11 protein-coding genes are annotated in these 17,405 nt (G+C 55.9%); 1 reads left to right on the top strand and 10 read right to left on the bottom strand.

Annotation, left to right across the window (positions count from 1 at the left end):
* Window position 1: 1 nt before the first annotated feature.
* The 9 genes from LX87_RS24470 to LX87_RS24430 all read right to left on the bottom strand — a co-directional run bounded on the left by LX87_RS24470 (window position 2) and on the right by LX87_RS24430 (window position 13,873).
* Entirely contained in the window at window positions 2–1,483 is a 1,482-nt protein-coding gene (locus tag LX87_RS24470; protein ID WP_229310809.1) for a DUF7133 domain-containing protein, read from the bottom strand.
* A gap of 2 nt (window positions 1,484–1,485) precedes the next feature.
* Window positions 1,486–2,616: a plastocyanin/azurin family copper-binding protein gene (locus LX87_RS24465; protein ID WP_211325372.1), complete on the bottom strand. Its 1,131-nt coding sequence runs from the start codon at window positions 2,614–2,616 to the stop codon at window positions 1,486–1,488.
* Complete coding sequence (locus tag LX87_RS24460) at window positions 2,606–3,907, bottom strand: enolase C-terminal domain-like protein (protein WP_111630924.1); 1,302 nt, start codon at window positions 3,905–3,907, stop codon at window positions 2,606–2,608. Before LX87_RS24460 ends, LX87_RS24465 begins: the two co-directional genes overlap by 11 nt.
* Before the next feature lie 53 nt (window positions 3,908–3,960).
* Window positions 3,961–5,034 (bottom strand): dihydrodipicolinate synthase family protein, encoded by a 1,074-nt coding sequence (locus tag LX87_RS24455; RefSeq protein WP_111630923.1) that lies wholly within the window; start codon window positions 5,032–5,034, stop codon window positions 3,961–3,963.
* 5 nt (window positions 5,035–5,039) lie between these two features.
* Entirely contained in the window at window positions 5,040–6,056 is a 1,017-nt protein-coding gene (locus LX87_RS24450) for an NAD-dependent epimerase/dehydratase family protein (RefSeq protein ID WP_111630922.1), read from the bottom strand.
* 13 nt (window positions 6,057–6,069) lie between these two features.
* A complete protein-coding gene (locus LX87_RS24445; protein WP_111630921.1) occupies window positions 6,070–7,320 on the bottom strand; it encodes an Nramp family divalent metal transporter in 1,251 nt (416 codons plus the stop codon).
* A gap of 86 nt (window positions 7,321–7,406) precedes the next feature.
* On the bottom strand, window positions 7,407–8,879 hold the full coding sequence (locus tag LX87_RS24440; RefSeq protein ID WP_111630920.1) for a RagB/SusD family nutrient uptake outer membrane protein: 1,473 nt from the start codon (window positions 8,877–8,879) through the stop codon (window positions 7,407–7,409).
* 19 nt (window positions 8,880–8,898) lie between these two features.
* Entirely contained in the window at window positions 8,899–12,006 is a 3,108-nt protein-coding gene (locus LX87_RS24435) for a SusC/RagA family TonB-linked outer membrane protein (RefSeq protein WP_229310808.1), read from the bottom strand.
* A gap of 115 nt (window positions 12,007–12,121) precedes the next feature.
* Window positions 12,122–13,873 carry a DUF4091 domain-containing protein gene (locus LX87_RS24430; protein WP_111631051.1) on the bottom strand — a complete coding sequence of 584 codons (1,752 nt, stop codon included), beginning with the start codon at window positions 13,871–13,873 and terminating at the stop codon, window positions 12,122–12,124.
* Between the two features lie 403 nt (window positions 13,874–14,276).
* Between LX87_RS24430 and LX87_RS24425 the strand changes: the two genes are divergently transcribed.
* Window positions 14,277–15,341 carry a LacI family DNA-binding transcriptional regulator gene (locus LX87_RS24425; RefSeq protein ID WP_111630919.1) on the top strand — a complete coding sequence of 355 codons (1,065 nt, stop codon included), beginning with the start codon at window positions 14,277–14,279 and terminating at the stop codon, window positions 15,339–15,341.
* An 81-nt stretch (window positions 15,342–15,422) separates the two neighbouring features.
* Here LX87_RS24425 and nagB read toward each other — a convergent pair whose 3' ends face one another.
* Window positions 15,423–17,357: a glucosamine-6-phosphate deaminase gene (nagB, locus tag LX87_RS24420; RefSeq protein WP_111630918.1), complete on the bottom strand. Its 1,935-nt coding sequence runs from the start codon at window positions 17,355–17,357 to the stop codon at window positions 15,423–15,425.
* Between the last annotated feature and the right edge of the window lie 48 nt (window positions 17,358–17,405).

Here is a 17,405-nt window from a genome sequence, read left to right as displayed (position 1 = left end):
GCTATCGTTTCAACTTGTTGAGCGTGTAGCAAATCAGCTTATTGGCCAGTGGCTCACCGTTCGCGGCCCGGATTTCGCCCAGGGTCAATTCGTAAATCAGCCCCGGTTTCAGCTCGTCCAGCGTCAGGGTGACTTTCCGGCGGTCTTTGGAAATGGTAACGGTTTTGACCGGCACGGCCTGCACGTCGAACTGCGGAGAACCGTAGGTTTTGTGGTATTCGTAGCGATAATGCCGGAACTTGTAATTATCCGGTTGAGTAGCGGCAGCCGGATCAACGGGTTGGGTAAACGTCAGTTCAAAACCGGTCGGCGTCAGGTTCATGGTATACACATCCATCGGCGGTTTTCCGGTAAAGACAATCCGTTGAATGCCCTGCGCACCCGCCCAGCCGTGGTCGTTCTGGCCAGTCCACAGGCTACCGTCTGGCGCAAACGCCAGTCGGTTGTTGCCTTTCCGAAGCCCCTGCCCGTCCAGAAACGGGATGCAGGCTCCCTGCAACTGCCCATCCACTTCCTCCAGCATCACCCGCACAATCCGCTCCTGATTCATCTCGCCGATCAGAAGCTGCCCGGCAAACGGCCCAAATTTTCCGCCAGTCTTATCCAGAACCGGCTGCGTGATGGAATTGGCCATAATCCCGTGCGGAAACAGGACGGCCGCTTTCGTGCGCATGGTTTCCAACTCCGGTAGCGGCATCGTAAACGGATTGCCGCCCCGCCAGTTTTCGTTCCAGACCAGGCTACCCGGGTGTCCGTAAAACCTGCCTTCCTGCACGTGAAAGAGCGGACTCGTACCCACCCAATCCCCCTGATTGTCGGCCACCAGCAGTCGGCCTTTCGCATCAAAAGCCAGCCCGTTCGGAGATCGAAAACCGCTGGCGTAAGGCACCAGCTTGTTATCCGCCGTCAGTTTCATAATCCAGCCCCGGTACGGCACCGGCGAAAACATCTGCTTCGGATGGTCAGTACCCACGGTATCGCGCAGCCCCCGCACTTCGCTTCGCACCCCGCCGTTCGGTGAAGCCGTGTTCAGGCCAATAAACAGATTTCCGTCCTTGTCCCGAATAGGGCCGTAATTGAACTCGTGGTAATTGCCCGAAATACCGAACGCGTCGGTCACTTTTTCGTACAAATCCGCTTTCCCGTCGCCGTCGCGGTCTTTCACACGGGTTAGTTCCGGTCGTTGCATGATGATCAGCTCCGAATTACTGACGACCAGAATGCCCAGCGGTTCGTGCAGCCCTTCGGCAAACAGGCTCCATTGACGGTTTTTTGGATTATAAATCATCACCTCGCCCCGGTGGAACGAAGCGACCAGTCGGCCATCGGGCAAAAACTCAATGGCCCCGGTTTCGGCGCTCAGTCCGTCGGGCATCGGAATCGTCTCAACCCGGTAGGCCGCTTTCGGAGCCGGTTTGGGACCGTTCGGAACGGCGGCTATAAACAGCCAGATGCTTAGGAGAATCAATACGGTTTTTCCCACGATCAGTCGGCTTTTTTCGTCATGGTGATGGTAAACTGGCGGGCTTCGGCGGGTGAAAGTTTCAGCCGACCGGCCTCCCACCGTCCGCCCGACGACTGGTAGACCATGCCGTCAGTTGGCTCGGTGATAAACAAGATGGTCTTTTCAGCTTTCGGTATTTTGAAGGTACGCACCAGACCGGACGCATCCCCCTTCGCCTGAATCCGTTCATAAACGTCCACCCCATCGACGGTATAATGAAATTCCGGATAGCGGTCGATCAACTGATACCCTTTGAAATCAACCGCCGGGGTTTGTTTGTCCGCGCCGATCTGGATTGGATAAGCGGTTTTGTCCCGAAAGAAAACCGTCCCGACCAGTTTGGCCTCGGTGTCGCCTTTGCCCGGCCAGAGCTTCGTCTGGTCCAGAAAACCGCCCTCCCAGGCGTAGCGCAGGCGGCAGGTTCCGGCGTCCCAGCAGTACGAAACGTCATGGGGCAGACTGACCGCAATGGCTGCCGGACTGGCATCGGGCATGAAAATCCGGTAGAGAAACGGTGGTTCGGGCTGGTAAGGATGAAACCGTTGGGGCGCGTGCTGCGCGTGACCGGCCTGCGCGGTGGTTTCCGCCGTCCGACGGGTTTCGGGAACGGCTTTATCTTCTTTCAAAGGCGGTAACACACCGTCGGTGACGTACATCGCGCCGTACATAACAAAACCATGTCCCGGAAACGTGCAGACGTACGGATAAACGCCGGTTTCCTTCGGCGCGGTGAACGAAAGGGTCCCGGTTTCTTCCGGCACCACGACCGGGATGGCCCACAAAATGGCCGCCGATTTCGGGATGTAATTAACGGCGGGACCTTTTTCGCCCAACTGCAAAGCCGCGTTGACCACTTCTTCCCGCTTGCCGGGTTGGGTAATGACCAGATTGTGCGCCATGTCGTCGGTATTATCCAGCGTGATGCGGACCGTTGCGCCGGGTTTTACGCGAAACCGTACCACATCAAATTGCAAACCGTGAATGGCTTTCAGCGCCACCGTGACCGTCGAATCCACAGCGGCTCTGGCTCCGCCCGCGATAACGAATACCAACAAAAGCGCCAGCATCCCTCCCAGCGGTCTGGATGATCTGAGAACGGTTTTAGCAGGCATACGTGAACAGGGATTCGTAGTGATTGGAAGGCGTCAGAATGCCCCCGCTGCGGTGGTAAAAATCGTTATCCAGTTCAAAAACGCCGTTTTTAGCCGTTGTCCAGGGAGCGCCAGCCACCGGGTGGTAGCCTTTCAGGGTGTTCCAATGCAGGTAGTTCATGTCGCCGTTGGTTTCCAGCAGTCCCATACCGATGCCGGGAAACGGGGCCAGTCGGGCGGCCAGGTTTTTGTGCCAGTCGATCAGAATCGGGTTGACCGTCAAATCGGCGCACAGGCAGGGCACTCCGCGTTCGTGCGCCAGCTTCGCCACTTTCAGTGACAGGCTCAGCGTTTTGGCGATTCCTTTCAGCACCAGCGCCCCGTACCCCTGGTCGAGCCGACGCCGGGCGCTGGCTTCATCGTGAACGCTCTCGTCACCCGCCACCGGAATGCCGATGTCCGACACCTCCTCGTCGTTTTCTTCCCGCAGCGGTTCTTCGATCAGGATAATCTGATCCAGCGCACCAATGGATTTCGCATGATCCAGGTAGCGCAGCAGGGTTTCTTTCCGTTCGTACCGGGCATTAGCGTCGAGCGTGTATACGATTTTTCCGCTGGCGGTTTGGTCGGTGGGCGCGTCGCCGATGGCACGGTGAATTTCGGTCAGCCGCTCCATGTCCTTCTGCACCATCTCCTCCTGCGAACCCGGATACCCGGTTTTGATTTTCATCACGAAATACCCCTGCCGGACGGCCTGCCGCAGTTCCTCCACGGGCATTCCGTAGGGCACCTGATACATGATAGCCACCTTATTGTTGCGGTGCGATAAAGCCGGTCGGTACGGTTCCGGAATCAGATCGTCGAATTGGGTCAAACCGTTTTCGGCCGCGTACAGCAGCCAGGCGGCATTGTCAACGCTGATCAGGGCGTTGTAAATGAAGTTAGGGTTCAGGTCGGGTTTGCCCGTGATGCGAATGCCTTCCCGAATTACTTCCGGTAAAATAGCATCCAGTAACTGGACGGGGGTTTCAAACGGCGTCTGCCTGACCAGTTGCAAGGTCCGCTCGACCAGCGCATACATCAGCGCATTGCCGCCCGCTTCCGAGTAGGCCGCAAACAGATCGGCATCGCCGTACAGCACGCTTTGGGTAGCCAGACCGACGGTGTGGTGGCCGGTTTCGGACTGGAGCCGGGAAACGGTTTGCCACAACTCCGTCAGGTAGCCGCCCTTAAAACCAATCGGTCGAATAAGCTTTTCCCGTTCAAATGTAGAATCGGTCTTCGTGACACGAATGGTGTTCCGAATTGCCATATTGTTAACAATGACCCCGCGAAAATTTCCGCGGGGTCCGTAAAAATCAGTTTTTAAGAAAAAGACAAGGTGAGGTTGGTGCTACTCAGGTGCTCCCGGACAAATTCATCGTCGTTCAGGTGCGGGTACATGGCGTACACCCGGTTGATTTCTTCCCTCTGGCCGGGCGACAAATCCTCCGCCGGGTTCAGGCACCAGGTTCCTTCTAGTAGGCCCTGCCGACGCAGGACCTCGTGCAGACCGGCAATGCAGCCGTGAAAATTGTGGCTCGGATCGAAAAAGGCCGCGTTGCTGTCGGTCACTTCCACGTTCCGCGTCAGCAGTTCGGCCAGCCCTTCGTTGCTGTTGTTCAGGCAGGCTTTGATCTCGGCCAGCAGTTCAACGGCTTTTTTCGTCCACACCGCCCAATGCCCCAGCAGACCGCCTACGAAGCCTTTTTCAACGGTTTTTCCATCGACGGTAAACCGATACGTCGTCAGCAGATCGACCACAATGTTGTCATCGTTGCCGGTGTAGAGTGCAATTTCGTCCCGGCGGCTGGAATGGCACACGGCCCGCACCACATCCAGCGTCTGGTAGCGGTTGAAGCTGGCGACCTTAATGGCCTGAATATTGGGAATTTCGGCAAACGCTTTCCAGAAGTCGTAGCTAAAAATGCGGCCACCCACCGACGGTTGCAGGTAAAAACCGAAAACCGGAATCACTTCGGCCACTGCCCGCACCCGGTCCAGAATGGCCTCTTCGGTCCAGCCCTGTAAACCGCCCATGCTCAGTAAGCCCAAATCATAACCGTATTTCAAGGCTAGTCTGGCTTCGTTGACGGCCTGTTCGGTCGGGCCAACAATCCCGGCCACTTTGATAAACGGGCGATCCAGTTGGGCGCGCTCAATCTCGTCGGCGGCTGTTTTCAACACCGTTTCGTAGAGGTTGATTTTCGGGTCGCGGATTTCGAACTGGGTCGTATGCACGCCCACAGCTACCCCACCGGCTCCGCTGGCGATGTAGTACCGGGTTAAACCACGCTGGCGGGCTTCGTCAAACTGCCGGTCGGCATTCAGGGCCAGCGGGTGAGCCGGAATGACGGTGCCCGCGTGCAGTAACTCATGTATTTCGGGTCGTAAAGTCATCGTGGTTAGAATTTGCCGTTGCGGGTCTGGAAATGAGTCGGTTTATTGAGCAGCGTACCGCCCCCCTGCAACCAGGCCGCGGTCAGTTCCATCATCTGCCGCAGCGTGACGCGCGGGTAACCAAACAGGCGGAAAGCCTCCGACGCGTTGCTCAACAACGCCGTCGGTTGCGCTTCACCGACAAACTTCGGCTCTTTGCCCAACAGCTTGCCGTACTCCTGCGCCACCCACTGGATCGACACGGTTTCAGGACCGGTTACGTTCAGGATTTTGGCCGGAACATCGCAGTGCCGCAGCGCCCGGATGGCAATTTCGTTAGCATCGCCCTGCCAGATCACATTGGCATTGCCCATCGTCAGATCAATCGGTTTTTCATTTAGCACCGACTTGGCAACTTCGAGCAATACGCCGTACCGCAGATCAATGGCGTAATTGAGCCGGTAGATCAGGGTTGGCGTGTTGTTTTTCTCGGCAAAATACTGGAACACCCGCTCCCGGCCCAGACACGACTGACCGTATTCGCCCACCGGTTCGGGCGTCATGGATTCGGTGGCCCCGCCCGATGTAACCGGCGTAAACGGATAGACGTTACCCGTCGAGAAGGCCACAATCCGCGAGTTCCGGTATTTCTCGGCCACGCGTCCGGGCAGATAGGCGTTCATCGCCCAGGTGAAGGCTTCCTTGCCGGTGGTGCCAAACTTGGTGCCCGCCAGATACAGGACGTTAGCCACGTCGGGCAGGGCAGCTAAATCAGATTCGTTGAGTAAATCAGCGGAGATTGTTTCGATGCCGTCGGCTTCGAGTTCGCCCTGCGTCTGTTTGTCGGAAAAGCGGGAAACCCCGATGACACGCTTCTGAATACCGGCCTGGTCGATGGCCTGTTTCGCCAGTCGGGCCATGCTGGGACCCATTTTGCCGCCAATGCCCAGGATGAGGATGTCGCCGTCGAGTTCGTATAAGTCGGAAATCAGAGCCGCCGACGGTTTGATAAGCTCCTGCTCCAATGCCTGTAAATCGTTCATAAACTTACTTCTGTTACTTGAAAAACAATTGATTAACGTTGCTCAGGGCCAGCCCAAAGATGACCAGCAGGCCCAAAGCCCCGATAATTTTAACGAATGTTGAGTTGGTATAGCGCCCCATAATGGCGGAGTCGTTGCCAATGGCGTACATGGCCACCCCAATAAAAGGCACCACCAGAATGGTAATGCTCTGGGCGAAAATGATCAGTTCGAGCGGCAGTTTGCCAAAGATGATGGCAATCGACGCGCCAATCACCATCACCAGCGCAATCAGGTATTTAACCACCTTGGAACCGAGCTGATTACCAAAGCCCAGTGCTTCGCCCAGCAGCGTACCGCCTACGGTGGCATTGCCCACCAGTGACGAAAACGACGCGCCGAACAAACCAATCAGGAACAGGGCCGATGCGTACGGACCAAAAATGGGTTCGAGGGCCTTGCCCATGTCGGAGGCCGAGGCCACTTTCAGACCCTTGGGGTGCAAAACCGCTGCGGCACAGATCAACACCGTGGCACTCATCAGGCCCATCAGCGTCATACCGGTTACGGTATCGACAGGCTGACTTCGCACGGCCGGATTAACCCGGACCCGCTCCTGCACCAGATAGGATTGATAAAACGCGCCCACAATCGAAAAGCTGGAAGCTGTAAAGGCAATGATCAGACCCAGCGATCCGGTCGGCATGGACGGCACAAACCCCGTCACGACTTCTGAATAATCCGGCCCGGCGAAGCCCAGCGTGATCATAAAAGCGACCACCATAACGCCAATCAGGAAGATCATGAGCTTTTCGAGCACTTTGTAGAACGTCCTGAAAAACAGCAATCCAATGCCCAGGATGGTGAACAGGGCAATCCACAGATTGACGGGCGTATGGGTCGATTCGGCAATGGAAATACCGACCCCGATGGAGTTACCCGCCTGAAACGAAGTGGCCACCAGAAACACGCCAATGCCCACGGCCAGCGCGGCCCCATTGCCCCACTTCTGGCGGATGGTAGCCAGCAGCGACTGATTGGTGGCCAGTCCGATGCGGGTGGACATCGTTGTAAAAACCGTCATAAAAAAGATGGCCATGACAATGATCCAGAGCAGCGAATAACCGTATTCGGCACCCATCTTGGAGGTAATCGTCATTTTGCTGGGGCCAAACACCAGCGCAGCCGTGATGATGCTGGGACCCAGCGAAGACAGCCAGCCCCGAAACGTGCGAGCCGGTTTAGCCGTGTCGTCGGCCTGCGAATGAGCCACTTTTGATTGCATATAAGACGTTCGTTTACAATTATTCTCTATTCCAGGATGCTTAACGGCCGCTCCAACAGAGTCGAAGCGGCCATTCCCAACGTATATTAATAGCCATCGTTCTGCGTCAATACACCGGGGGCCGACTGATCAATCTGCCGCTGCGGCACCGGAAACGCTTTCATGTACGCTTGCGGAGTCAACTGCACCGTTACCGGCGATTTGGTGGCATAATTGAACAACCGTTCTTCTTTCGTCAATACCGTCGTCAACCGGCCGGTACGCACCAGGTCAAACCAGCGTTCGTTTTCGTAGGCAAACTCCAGCTGACGTTCGAGCAGCAGTTTATCCACGAAGGCTTCCCGGTTCGGAATGGCGGCCAGTGTATAGTTCTGCGTCGCATTGCCGAATGCCCGCGCCCGCACCTTGTTTAACTCGGCGAGTGCGGCATCCGGCTGTCCGAGTTCGTAAAGCGTTTCGGCTTTCAGCAACAGCACATCGGCGTAGCGCAGCACCGGCAGATCAAGCCCCGATAAACCAAAAGTATGTTTGACGGCATATTTACTGATATACGGATACCACATGGGCGTGTCGGTCGGCTTGGTGGGCGGCACCCAGAACTCCGTCACGGTTGATGCGTAGCGGGTGTCGCCTGCCTTGTAATTCTTCATCAGGCTCCACGACGGCAGCGCAATTTCGGAACCACGATTAACGATATCAATCGCTCCGGCATTGGGAATAAAAGCCGTTGACAAGCTATGACCGTTCGTTCCGTCGATGTACTTCATTGCCAGGATGATCTCGGCATTGTCTTCACTTTCCAGTTTCCACAGCGACGCAAAGCTGGGCACCAGGCTGTAGTTAAACGTCGCCGTCTGATCCAGATAGGTTTTGGCGTTGTTCCAGTCTTTGCGGTACACGTACACCTTACCCAGCAAGGCGGTTGCGGCTCCTTTGCTGGCCCGGCCCCGCGCCATGGCGTTTTGCACCGGCAGTTTGCTGATCGCGTCTTTCAGGTCTTCCACAATCAGGTTGTAGATTTCTTCCTCCGAAGCGCGCGGCAGTTTGCTGGCGTCTTCGATGGAAATCAGGCTCGTCACGTTCGGAACCCCGCCGAAAAGCCGTACCAGATCGAAGTAGAACAGCGCCCGCATAAACTTCGCTTCACCGATAAACTGGTCTTTCTGTGTGCCTGCATAATCCATCGGCTTATCGATGTTGGCCAGCACGGAGTTGGCGCGGAAAATACCGTTATAGGTAACTTCCCAGAAGTCAGCCACAATCGGGTTGTCGGCATTAACGGCCAGCAGGTCCAGTTCCGGCGCACCGGCCACCGAGGTATTGGCCGACATATAGAGGTTGTCGGCGGGTACTTCCATCAGCAGGTAATCCGACGGTTTGCGGCTTTGCAGGCGGTTGTAAACGCCCAGCACGGCCAGGTCCATGTCCTTGGCAGTCTGGTAATAATTGGCCGAAGTCAGCACGGATTCGGGCGTGGGATTGAGCAGGCTATCGTGGCAGCCCGACAACGCCAGCGTCAAGGCCAATAAACCTGCCGTGTATATTTTGTTTACGTTCATGTCTTTTCGGGAAATTCGGTTAGAAACTCAGATTGATACCAAACGTCACGACCCGGTTCACCGGCTCCGACCCCGAGTTGTAGCCCGGACGGCTGCCTACCCCGGCAATCTCCCCGGCCGTGTAGCCTTCGGGATTGTAGCCGTGGAAGCTCTTGCTGGTGACAAAAATCAGGTTGCTACCCGACGCGTACACCCGGCAGCTTCCCAGCCGCAGCTTCTGCACCAGCGTACCCGGCAACGTATAGCCCAGGTTGATGTTCCGAACGGCCAGAAACGAACCGTCTTCGATGTACACGTCCGACGCTCCCTGGAAATTCAACTGGCTCAGGGCGCTGGCGGGCGTTTTGCCGTCGCCGGGCTCCTGCTCCGACCACCACTGGTTTTCGACCAGCGACCGGCGCATGGCTCCGAGAACGTTGCCCTGATAGTACTGGTTTTCGAAGTTGTAAATTTTGGCACCCAGCGATGCCTGCATGGCGATGCTCAAGTCGAAGGCTTTCCAGCCGAAATTGTTGACCATACCCAGGAACAGCTTCGGCTGGAAGTTGCCCAGAATCACCTTGTCGTGCGAGTCGATTTTACCATCTTTGTTCAGGTCTTCGTAGATCGGGTTACCCGGTTTCGACCCCGCCAGCACCGGCGTATTTTTCACCTGCTCGGCGTTTTGCAGGACCCCGATGGCCCGATAGCCGTAGTACGAGAACATCGGCTCCCCGACGCGCAGAATCCAGCTCATCCCGAAGGCATCCGTCGTGATCCGCTCCTGCACCCCGCCCAGGTCCACCACTTTGTTGCGGTTGCGGGCCAGGTTAAACGAGGTCTGCCATTTCAGCTCACCGGTCAGGTTTTTCGACTGGATTTCCAGCTCAATCCCTTTGTTGCTGATGTCGCCGACGTTGGAAATCGAACTGGTAAAGCCGGTGATGCCCGGAATCGAGACATTATACAGCAGATCCGTGGTACGTTTGTCGTAGTAATCTACCGTAATGTTCAGGCGGTTTTTCAGGATGCCCAGTTCCAGACCGAAATCGTAGCCGTTCGTTTTTTCCCAGCTCAGGCGGCTGTTTCCAAACGAGGTTTGTGCCTGTCCTTTCGTCAGAGCTCCACCGGGCGCGTACAGTACGCTGCTGATACGGCCCAGGTAATCGAAATCGCCGATGTTGAAGTTTCCGGTAGCGCCGTAGCTGGCCCGTAGCTTCAGTTCGTCGATCACCGGAATGTTTTTCATGAACTCTTCCTGAGAGACGCGCCAGGCCACCGATGCCGAGGGGAAGTAGCCCCATTTGTTGGCCGGTCCGAAGCGCGAACTGCCGTCGGCCCGGATCGACGCCGACAGGAGGTATTTTTCTTTATACCCGTAATTAATCCGGCTGAAGTACGAAACCAGCCCCCACTCCGACTTGGTAGTTCCGGTCGATGCCGGGTCGATGATGGCGTTATTCAGCGTCTGGATGATGTCGTTGTTGAACGAACCGGATACGGCGGCCATGTAAGCGTTGCGCGAGGTATTGCGCTGGTAAGACGCCCCCAGCAACGCACTGAAATCGTGACTCGTACCGAAGGTTTTAGTGTAATTCAGCGTATTTTCGTTGATCAGGTTGATGCTCCGCGAATCGCTGGCCGTACCGCTGCTGATACCGTTGTTGGTGGCAAAACTGGCCTGAAACCGCTCGCTGGTGTTGTACGCAATGTTGGTTCCGACCGATGAGCGCAGCCGCAGCCCTTCCACCAGGTCCAGCGCAATAAAGGCTTCGCCCACGTTGTTCAGCGAATAACCGTTGATCACCGTACCGTCGAGAATGGCCATCGGATTCGCCTGCGATGTTACGTTTTGTCCCCAGTAATCCCTCGCTTTCGGATACGTACCGTCGGGGCGCCGAATACCGACAAAGTTCGGATACTTCACCAGACTGACCATGTCCGTCGGGGCGCTCCGGCGGGTGGCATAACTCGGGTTAAACAGGAAGCCCAGGCTGACCACCGGGTTGATTTTCACGTCCAGATTGGTCCGCAGACTGTACTGCTTGTAGTCGGTATTCTTAACGGTTCCCTGCTCGTTCAGCACCACACCTGAGACGTAGTATTTCACGTTTTCGGTGCCCCCACCGACTGAGAGGTTGTAGCTCTGAATGGGTGCGACCTGCGTAACGGCATCCTGCCAGATCGTGTTGCCGCTCCGGCGAACCGTGTCGCTCACCTGATACTGCCCCGGACGACGCGGGTCGCCCCAGGCCGGAATGGACGTATCGCCCCCAATCCAGGCGTATTCGCGGTTCTGGTAGCGCACGGCATAGTTGTAATAGTCATCTACCGGCAGCCAGTCGTTGTGCAGCCGGGCTTTCGACATACCGTAGTACGCGTTGAAGTTGAATTTCGGTTTGCCGGTTTTACCCCGTTTGGTGGTCACGATAATCACACCGCCCGCAGCCCGCGAACCGTAGATGGCCGCCGATGACGCATCTTTCAGGACTTCAATCGACTCGACATCGTTCATGTTGATCTGGCCCAGACTACCGCCCGGAAAACCGTCGATCACCACCAGCGGCTCGTTTCCGGCATCAATGGAACCCGACCCGCGAATCCGGATCAGCGGGGCCGACCCCGGCGAACTGCGCGTCTGCGAAACGTTCACCCCCGCCAGACGACCCACCAGCGCCGTTTCGGCCCGGCCCGCCGGGATTTCGTTTAGAATCTTGTTTTCAATTTTGGAGACAGCCGCCGTTACGGAGCTTTTCTTGACGGTTCCGTACCCCACCACGACCACTTCCTCGAGGGCTTTGGCATCATCGTTCAGGGCCACATTGACCACGCCCGGGCCGGTAAAGGCCACTTCTTTGGTCACCGTCCCGACCGACGAAAACACCAGCGTACCGGCGGTTTCGGGCACTTTCAGAAAATAATTGCCGTTGGCATCCGTCGAGGTTCCTAGTGAACTGCCTTTCAGGATGATCGTAACACCGGGCAGGGTTTCGCCTTTTTCGGAGGTTACTTTCCCCGTAATCTGCCAGTCCAGCACCTGGGTAGCGGCCCTGCGAACCGAGGGCGACGAAGCGGCCAGGCTTACCAGGGGACTACACCCCAGCAGCACCAGGACGCAGAGCATCCGCGGCCAATTGTGCGTAAACATTCTCATACCGTTACTTAGTTGTTTATGTTCGAATCAGAAATACTTGGGAAAAGCGCGGCCCGGAATACGGGTTTTGGCCCGTATCAGAAGAATTAAAGTGGTGGTTCGTATGGTATTAAAAAGAGTTGAGCAGTGCTTTGGCCGGTTGCAGGTGGGTTGCCGCCGGGGTGTTGGCCAGCGCCGAAACCTCAAACGTGTTCAGAGCCTTTTCCAACTGCTGCGCCTTGTCGGTTTGCCCCTTCGCCCGAAACTCGTCTTTCAGAATCCGGATTTTCTCGTAATCCTGAATGCCTTCGATCAGCCGCTCAAACCGGATTGATGTGCGCGGACCCGGATACACGATGTACGTATCTCCGGCGGGCCAGGTCCGAAACCGTGAGTCACGCAGGGGGTCTTTCACCCAGCAGTTGTACGCCCAGCGCAGATACCCGTCGTAGCCCTTGCTGGCGGCATGCCAGCTAATCCAGGCAGCTTCGGCCGGGGGCGAAAACGTGAAGGTGTTCGGATACCGTTCGGTGCAGCAGGTGTAGTAAGTGGTGTTAAAACCGGCCTGCCGTCGGCGCTGCATCGTGGCTTTGTCTACCGTCTGATTCGTCGCCACGCAGTAGTCGATCAGGTCCTGCTCCAGTTCGGGGTGGTACAGCCCCGCCAGCGACAACCGGAAATCCTTGTCCACGCTTTTGATCAGGGCCAGCGCCTGCTGCATGGCTGCCATCGGCCGCTCGTCCATCGCAATGGTCGTTTTTTCAAACCAGCCTTTCGCTTTCAGGTGTCTGGCAAAGTCGGTGAGCATGGGCCGCCAGTGGGCCTCGTATTCCGGCGTACCGGTTTTGGCAACGATAAACGTGTCTTTTCGGGCGGCTTCGTCGTAGTAACTGAATTTCAGATTCCACGGAATCATGCTGTAGCAGTTGATAAACCGGTCAACCCCCAGTTCCATCATGTACGTCACCCACTGGTCGAAAATGGTGTAATCGTACGCCCAGGTTCCGTCTTTCTTTTTGGTCCACTGCACCATCGAACCGTACACGTCTTCGGTCTGACTGCGCCAAGGGTCGTTGATAATCGTGGCCGTAATCGACTTCTGCCCCGCATCGGCCAGCATTTTCATGTACGGCCGCATCAGATCCCAATGTTCTTTCGACCAGACTTTTACACTATGAACGCGTGCTACGGAATACGGATTTTGCCACAAATCCAGATGAAACTTCCAGTCTTTCGGCGCAGGCAACGAGCGGTTTTGTACGTCGATGGAATAGGTTAGAACGGTTGGTTTAGCCCCCGAGCTAGCCACGGATAAGGTCCCGGTGTACAGCCCGGCGGGCGTGGTTGGCGGCACCGATACACTGAGCCAGACGGGTTGCGTCGTGTGCTTCGGTACGTCCAGCACCTTCACCAGATCAATGGGGTCGGCCACCAGCGACGAATCGTATTTGCCGGGCGGGCGTTCGTCGCAACCGTCGCCAGTGGGCGACAGGCCATCGGTCATGACATACCGGACAAAACCGGCGGACACGCTTCCGGCAGGAATTTTATGACCTTTCGCATCGTTCAGATCGGACCAGCTTAGACCCACATTCGACAGCGGTGTAGCACTCCAGATAACGGCCTGTGTGTGGACTTTCTCACCTTTCCAGGCCTGCGCTTTCCAACTTTTTTGCAACGTTTTCGAATCGGGAGCGGTGTGTTTGGCGTACCGGACATCGGCCGTTGCAAAGCTGACGTTCTGACCGGTTTTTACGGCCGTCCAACTGGCCGAATTGACGGGTTTGGGGTCGGGAAGCTCCTGATACCGCCCCAGATCAACCGACTGAGCCCAACAGCCGACTATGGGCGACAAAAAAAGAAGCGTCAGCCATTTTTTCATAAAAAACAGGTCATGGTTTAAGGTCAGGATGCCGGTACACATCCTGTTGGTATTTAGGACACTAAAGCCATACAGGAAATTCCCCAGCCACGTCCGGGTTGACCCGACGGCTTCATTGAATGCTGAAAATTCCCTGATGGACGATCAATCATCGAATGCAATTTTTACCGCAATCCGGCCATTCTGCAATCATCCGATTTTCTTTATCAAAGTAAACCCCTGAGCAAATAGAAAGCAAGCCTTTCTATAAAAATGTTTACGTACACAATGTGAATGTGTACGTAAACACAAATAAATTTGGCTTCTTAATTAGTTTACCAATACTTTTCTCTTTCTCACCATATCAGCACCTTCAATAAAAAGGATTCTGGATTGTACATTTGTTAAATCAGAGGAGAACGAAATGAGTAAAATTGTCCGAATGAAAGACATCGCAGCCATGGCAAATGTCTCGATGGGAACCGTCGACCGGGTCATTCATAACCGGGGCCGGGTGTCGGCGGATGCGCAGAAAAAAGTAATGGACGTGCTCGAGCAGATCAATTACAAACCGAATCTGATTGCTCGTACCCTGAGTTCTTCCAGAAACTACCGCGTAGCCGCTCTGTTACCGGATGCCGAATTAGATCCTTTCTGGCGCAGTTCCATTCAGGGCATCCAGCAGGCGCATTCGGAACATAGCCAGTTCGGAATAACGATTTCGTACCACTTTTTCGACCCGTATTCGGGCGATTCGTTCCGGCAGCAGGCCCACGACGCACTCGAATCCGGCCCGGACGGTATTCTGCTGGCCCCCACGTTGCGGCAGGAGGCCCTGGACTTTGCCGGAATTTGCCGGGAGCAGCAAATTCCGCTCGTGTGCTTCAATACGTATATTCATGAACTGGCACCGCTGGCGTTTATCGGTCAGGATCTGCACCAAAGCGGTCGACTGGCGGCCGAACTGATGACCATGATCGCTGCGCCGGGTACCATTCTGGTTACGCACATCGGCGAACAGGTGCAGAACTCGGCCCATATCGGGGCAAAAGAAACCGGTTTCCGGGAATTTGTGCGCGAAAAGGGTTCCAGTCATTTCGAGGTCAATACCGTTCAGTTGGAAAGCCCAAGCCGTTCAGGTTTTAAAGCGTCACTGGCACAGGCGCTGGAAACGCATCCGCATACAAAAGGGATTTATGTCACCACGTCCAAAGCCTACGAAATCGCCCGGTCGCTGGAGGAACTGGGCAAAACCGACATCCGCCTGATTGGATACGACCTGATTGACGAAAATCTAACGCACCTGCGCAACGGCACCATCAATCTGCTGATCAACCAGAATTCCGACCGCCAGGGTTTTCTGGGTATTTCGTACCTGACCGATCATCTGGTTTTTCAGAAACCAATTCCCACCCTGCAATACCTTCCGCTCAGCATCGTCACCCGCGAAAATCTGAACTCCTATATAACGAGTCAGGAGGTGAATTAAAGAGTGAAAGGGCGAACGAGTGAAAGAGCGAAGGTGGCTCCGCTGCCTATTTCCCGCTTCACTCTCCCACCCTTTCACTCTTTAGAATCGCCAGCGAACGAAGGCTTCCATGGCTTCGTATTCGGCCAGCCCCAACTGGTTGTAAAGACCTGCCGTGGTACGGTTGCGGTCCTCGGCGCGTTGCCAGAACTCCCGCGAATCGCTGCCCTGGAACACCACCCCGTCCTTTTGTGACTGGTGTTTGAAAATCCCGAACCGTTTGCGCATCACCTGATCCGGCGACATCGGAACGGCCATCTCGATCAGGTCAATGTCCCACTCGTCCCAGGCCCCTTTGTAAAGCCAGACCCAGCACTGCTGCATAAACGGCTCGTCTTTCAACCGGCGAACGGCTTCGAACACGGCATCCAGACAAACCTTGTGCGTTCCGTGCGGATCGGCCAGATCGCCAGCCGCGTAAATCTGGTGCGGCTGCACGTTGTCAATGATTCCGGCCACAATCCGGTAGTCGGCTTCGGCCAGCGGTTTCTTCTGCACCAGACCCGTTTCGTAGAACGGCATATTCAGAAAATGAACCTGCTCCGGCGGAATACCCACAAACCGGCAGGTGGCTTTGGCTTCACCCCGCCGAATCAGCCCTTTGACGCGCCGGACAAAATCAGAATCCTTCTCGGAAGCCTTTTTGTTTTTCAGAAAATGGTGTGAATACAGCAGAATATCAGCTACTTCCTCGGACTCAATACCGAACTCGCGGTTGAAATCGGCCACAAATTCGATGAATCGGTGAGCTTCGTCGTCGGCCACGGCGATGTTGCCGGACGTCTGGTAAGCCACGTGAACCTCATGCCCCTGATCGACCAGCCGCTGAAACGTGCCGCCCATCGAAATGATGTCATCGTCGGGGTGCGGGCTGAAAATCAGGACGCGTTTGCGGGCGGGGTTGGCTCGTTCGGGCCGGTTTGTATCGTCGGCATGGGGCTTGCCGCCCGGCCAGCCGGTGATGGTTTGTTGCAGGCTGTTGAAAACCGTGATGTTGATGTCGTAAGCCTGACCGTGCAGGGCCAGCAAATCGCTCAACCCGTGCTCATTATAGTCCTGACTGGTCAGTTTCAGAATGGGTTTGTCGAGCGTCAGCGCCAGGTAGGTCACGGCTTTTTTGGTCATCTGGGGTGTCCACTCGACGGCATCAACCAGCCACGGCGTTTTTTGCCGGGTCAGGCTGGCGGCACAGGATTCGTCCAGGACAAACTGCACGTTGGGATGCCCCTGCAAATACGACGCCGGAAGCGTTTCGGTCACCGGACCTTCGACGGCCTGCTTCACGATGGCGGCTTTGTGTTCTCCCCAGGCCAGCAACACCACCCGTTTTGCCTGCATGATTACCCTGACACCCAAGGTGATGGCTTTGCGCGGTACATTTGCCAAGCCGCCAAATTCGGTAGCGGCATCGTTGCGGGTGGTCTGGTCCAGCGTAATCAGTCGGGTGCGGGAATTGACGTGCGACCCGGGTTCGTTAAAACCGATGTGCCCGTTTCGGCCAATGCCTAACAACTGAAAATCCAGCCCGCCCAGATCGTTGATGTGCTGTTCGTACTGCTGGCAAAAGTGGTGAACTTCCTGAAACGGCAGCGTTCCGTCGGGAATGTGGCACTTGGCCGGGTCGATGTCGATGTGATCGAACAGTTGCTCCCGCATAAACCGGTGGTAGCTCTGCAATGCATCCGGCCCCAGCGAATGGTATTCGTCGAGGTTAAACGTGATGACGTTCCGAAAACTAAGTCCCTCCTGCCGGTGCATCCGGATCAGTTCGGCATACACTTTCTTGGGGGATGAACCCGTCGCCAGCCCCAGCACTGCCGGGCGACCTTCGCTTTGTTTCTGGCGGATAATCCGGGCCATTTCTTCCGCTACCGCCCGGGAAGCCGCATCCGCCGAACCGTAAATGGCCGTCGGAACCTTCTCGAACGACAGGATTTCGGGCCGCTGCCCAGCCTGTTGCGTGAATTCAGAGATCATAGGAAAAAGTCAAAGAGTGAAAGAGCGAAAGGGTGAATGGAGAGAGTG

This window comes from Larkinella arboricola (genome assembly GCF_003259745.1).
GTDB lineage: Bacteria > Bacteroidota > Bacteroidia > Cytophagales > Spirosomataceae > Larkinella > Larkinella arboricola.
The sequence above is the reverse complement of the archived record's forward strand: the minus strand, read 5'-3'. Positions and strand labels throughout refer to the sequence as shown.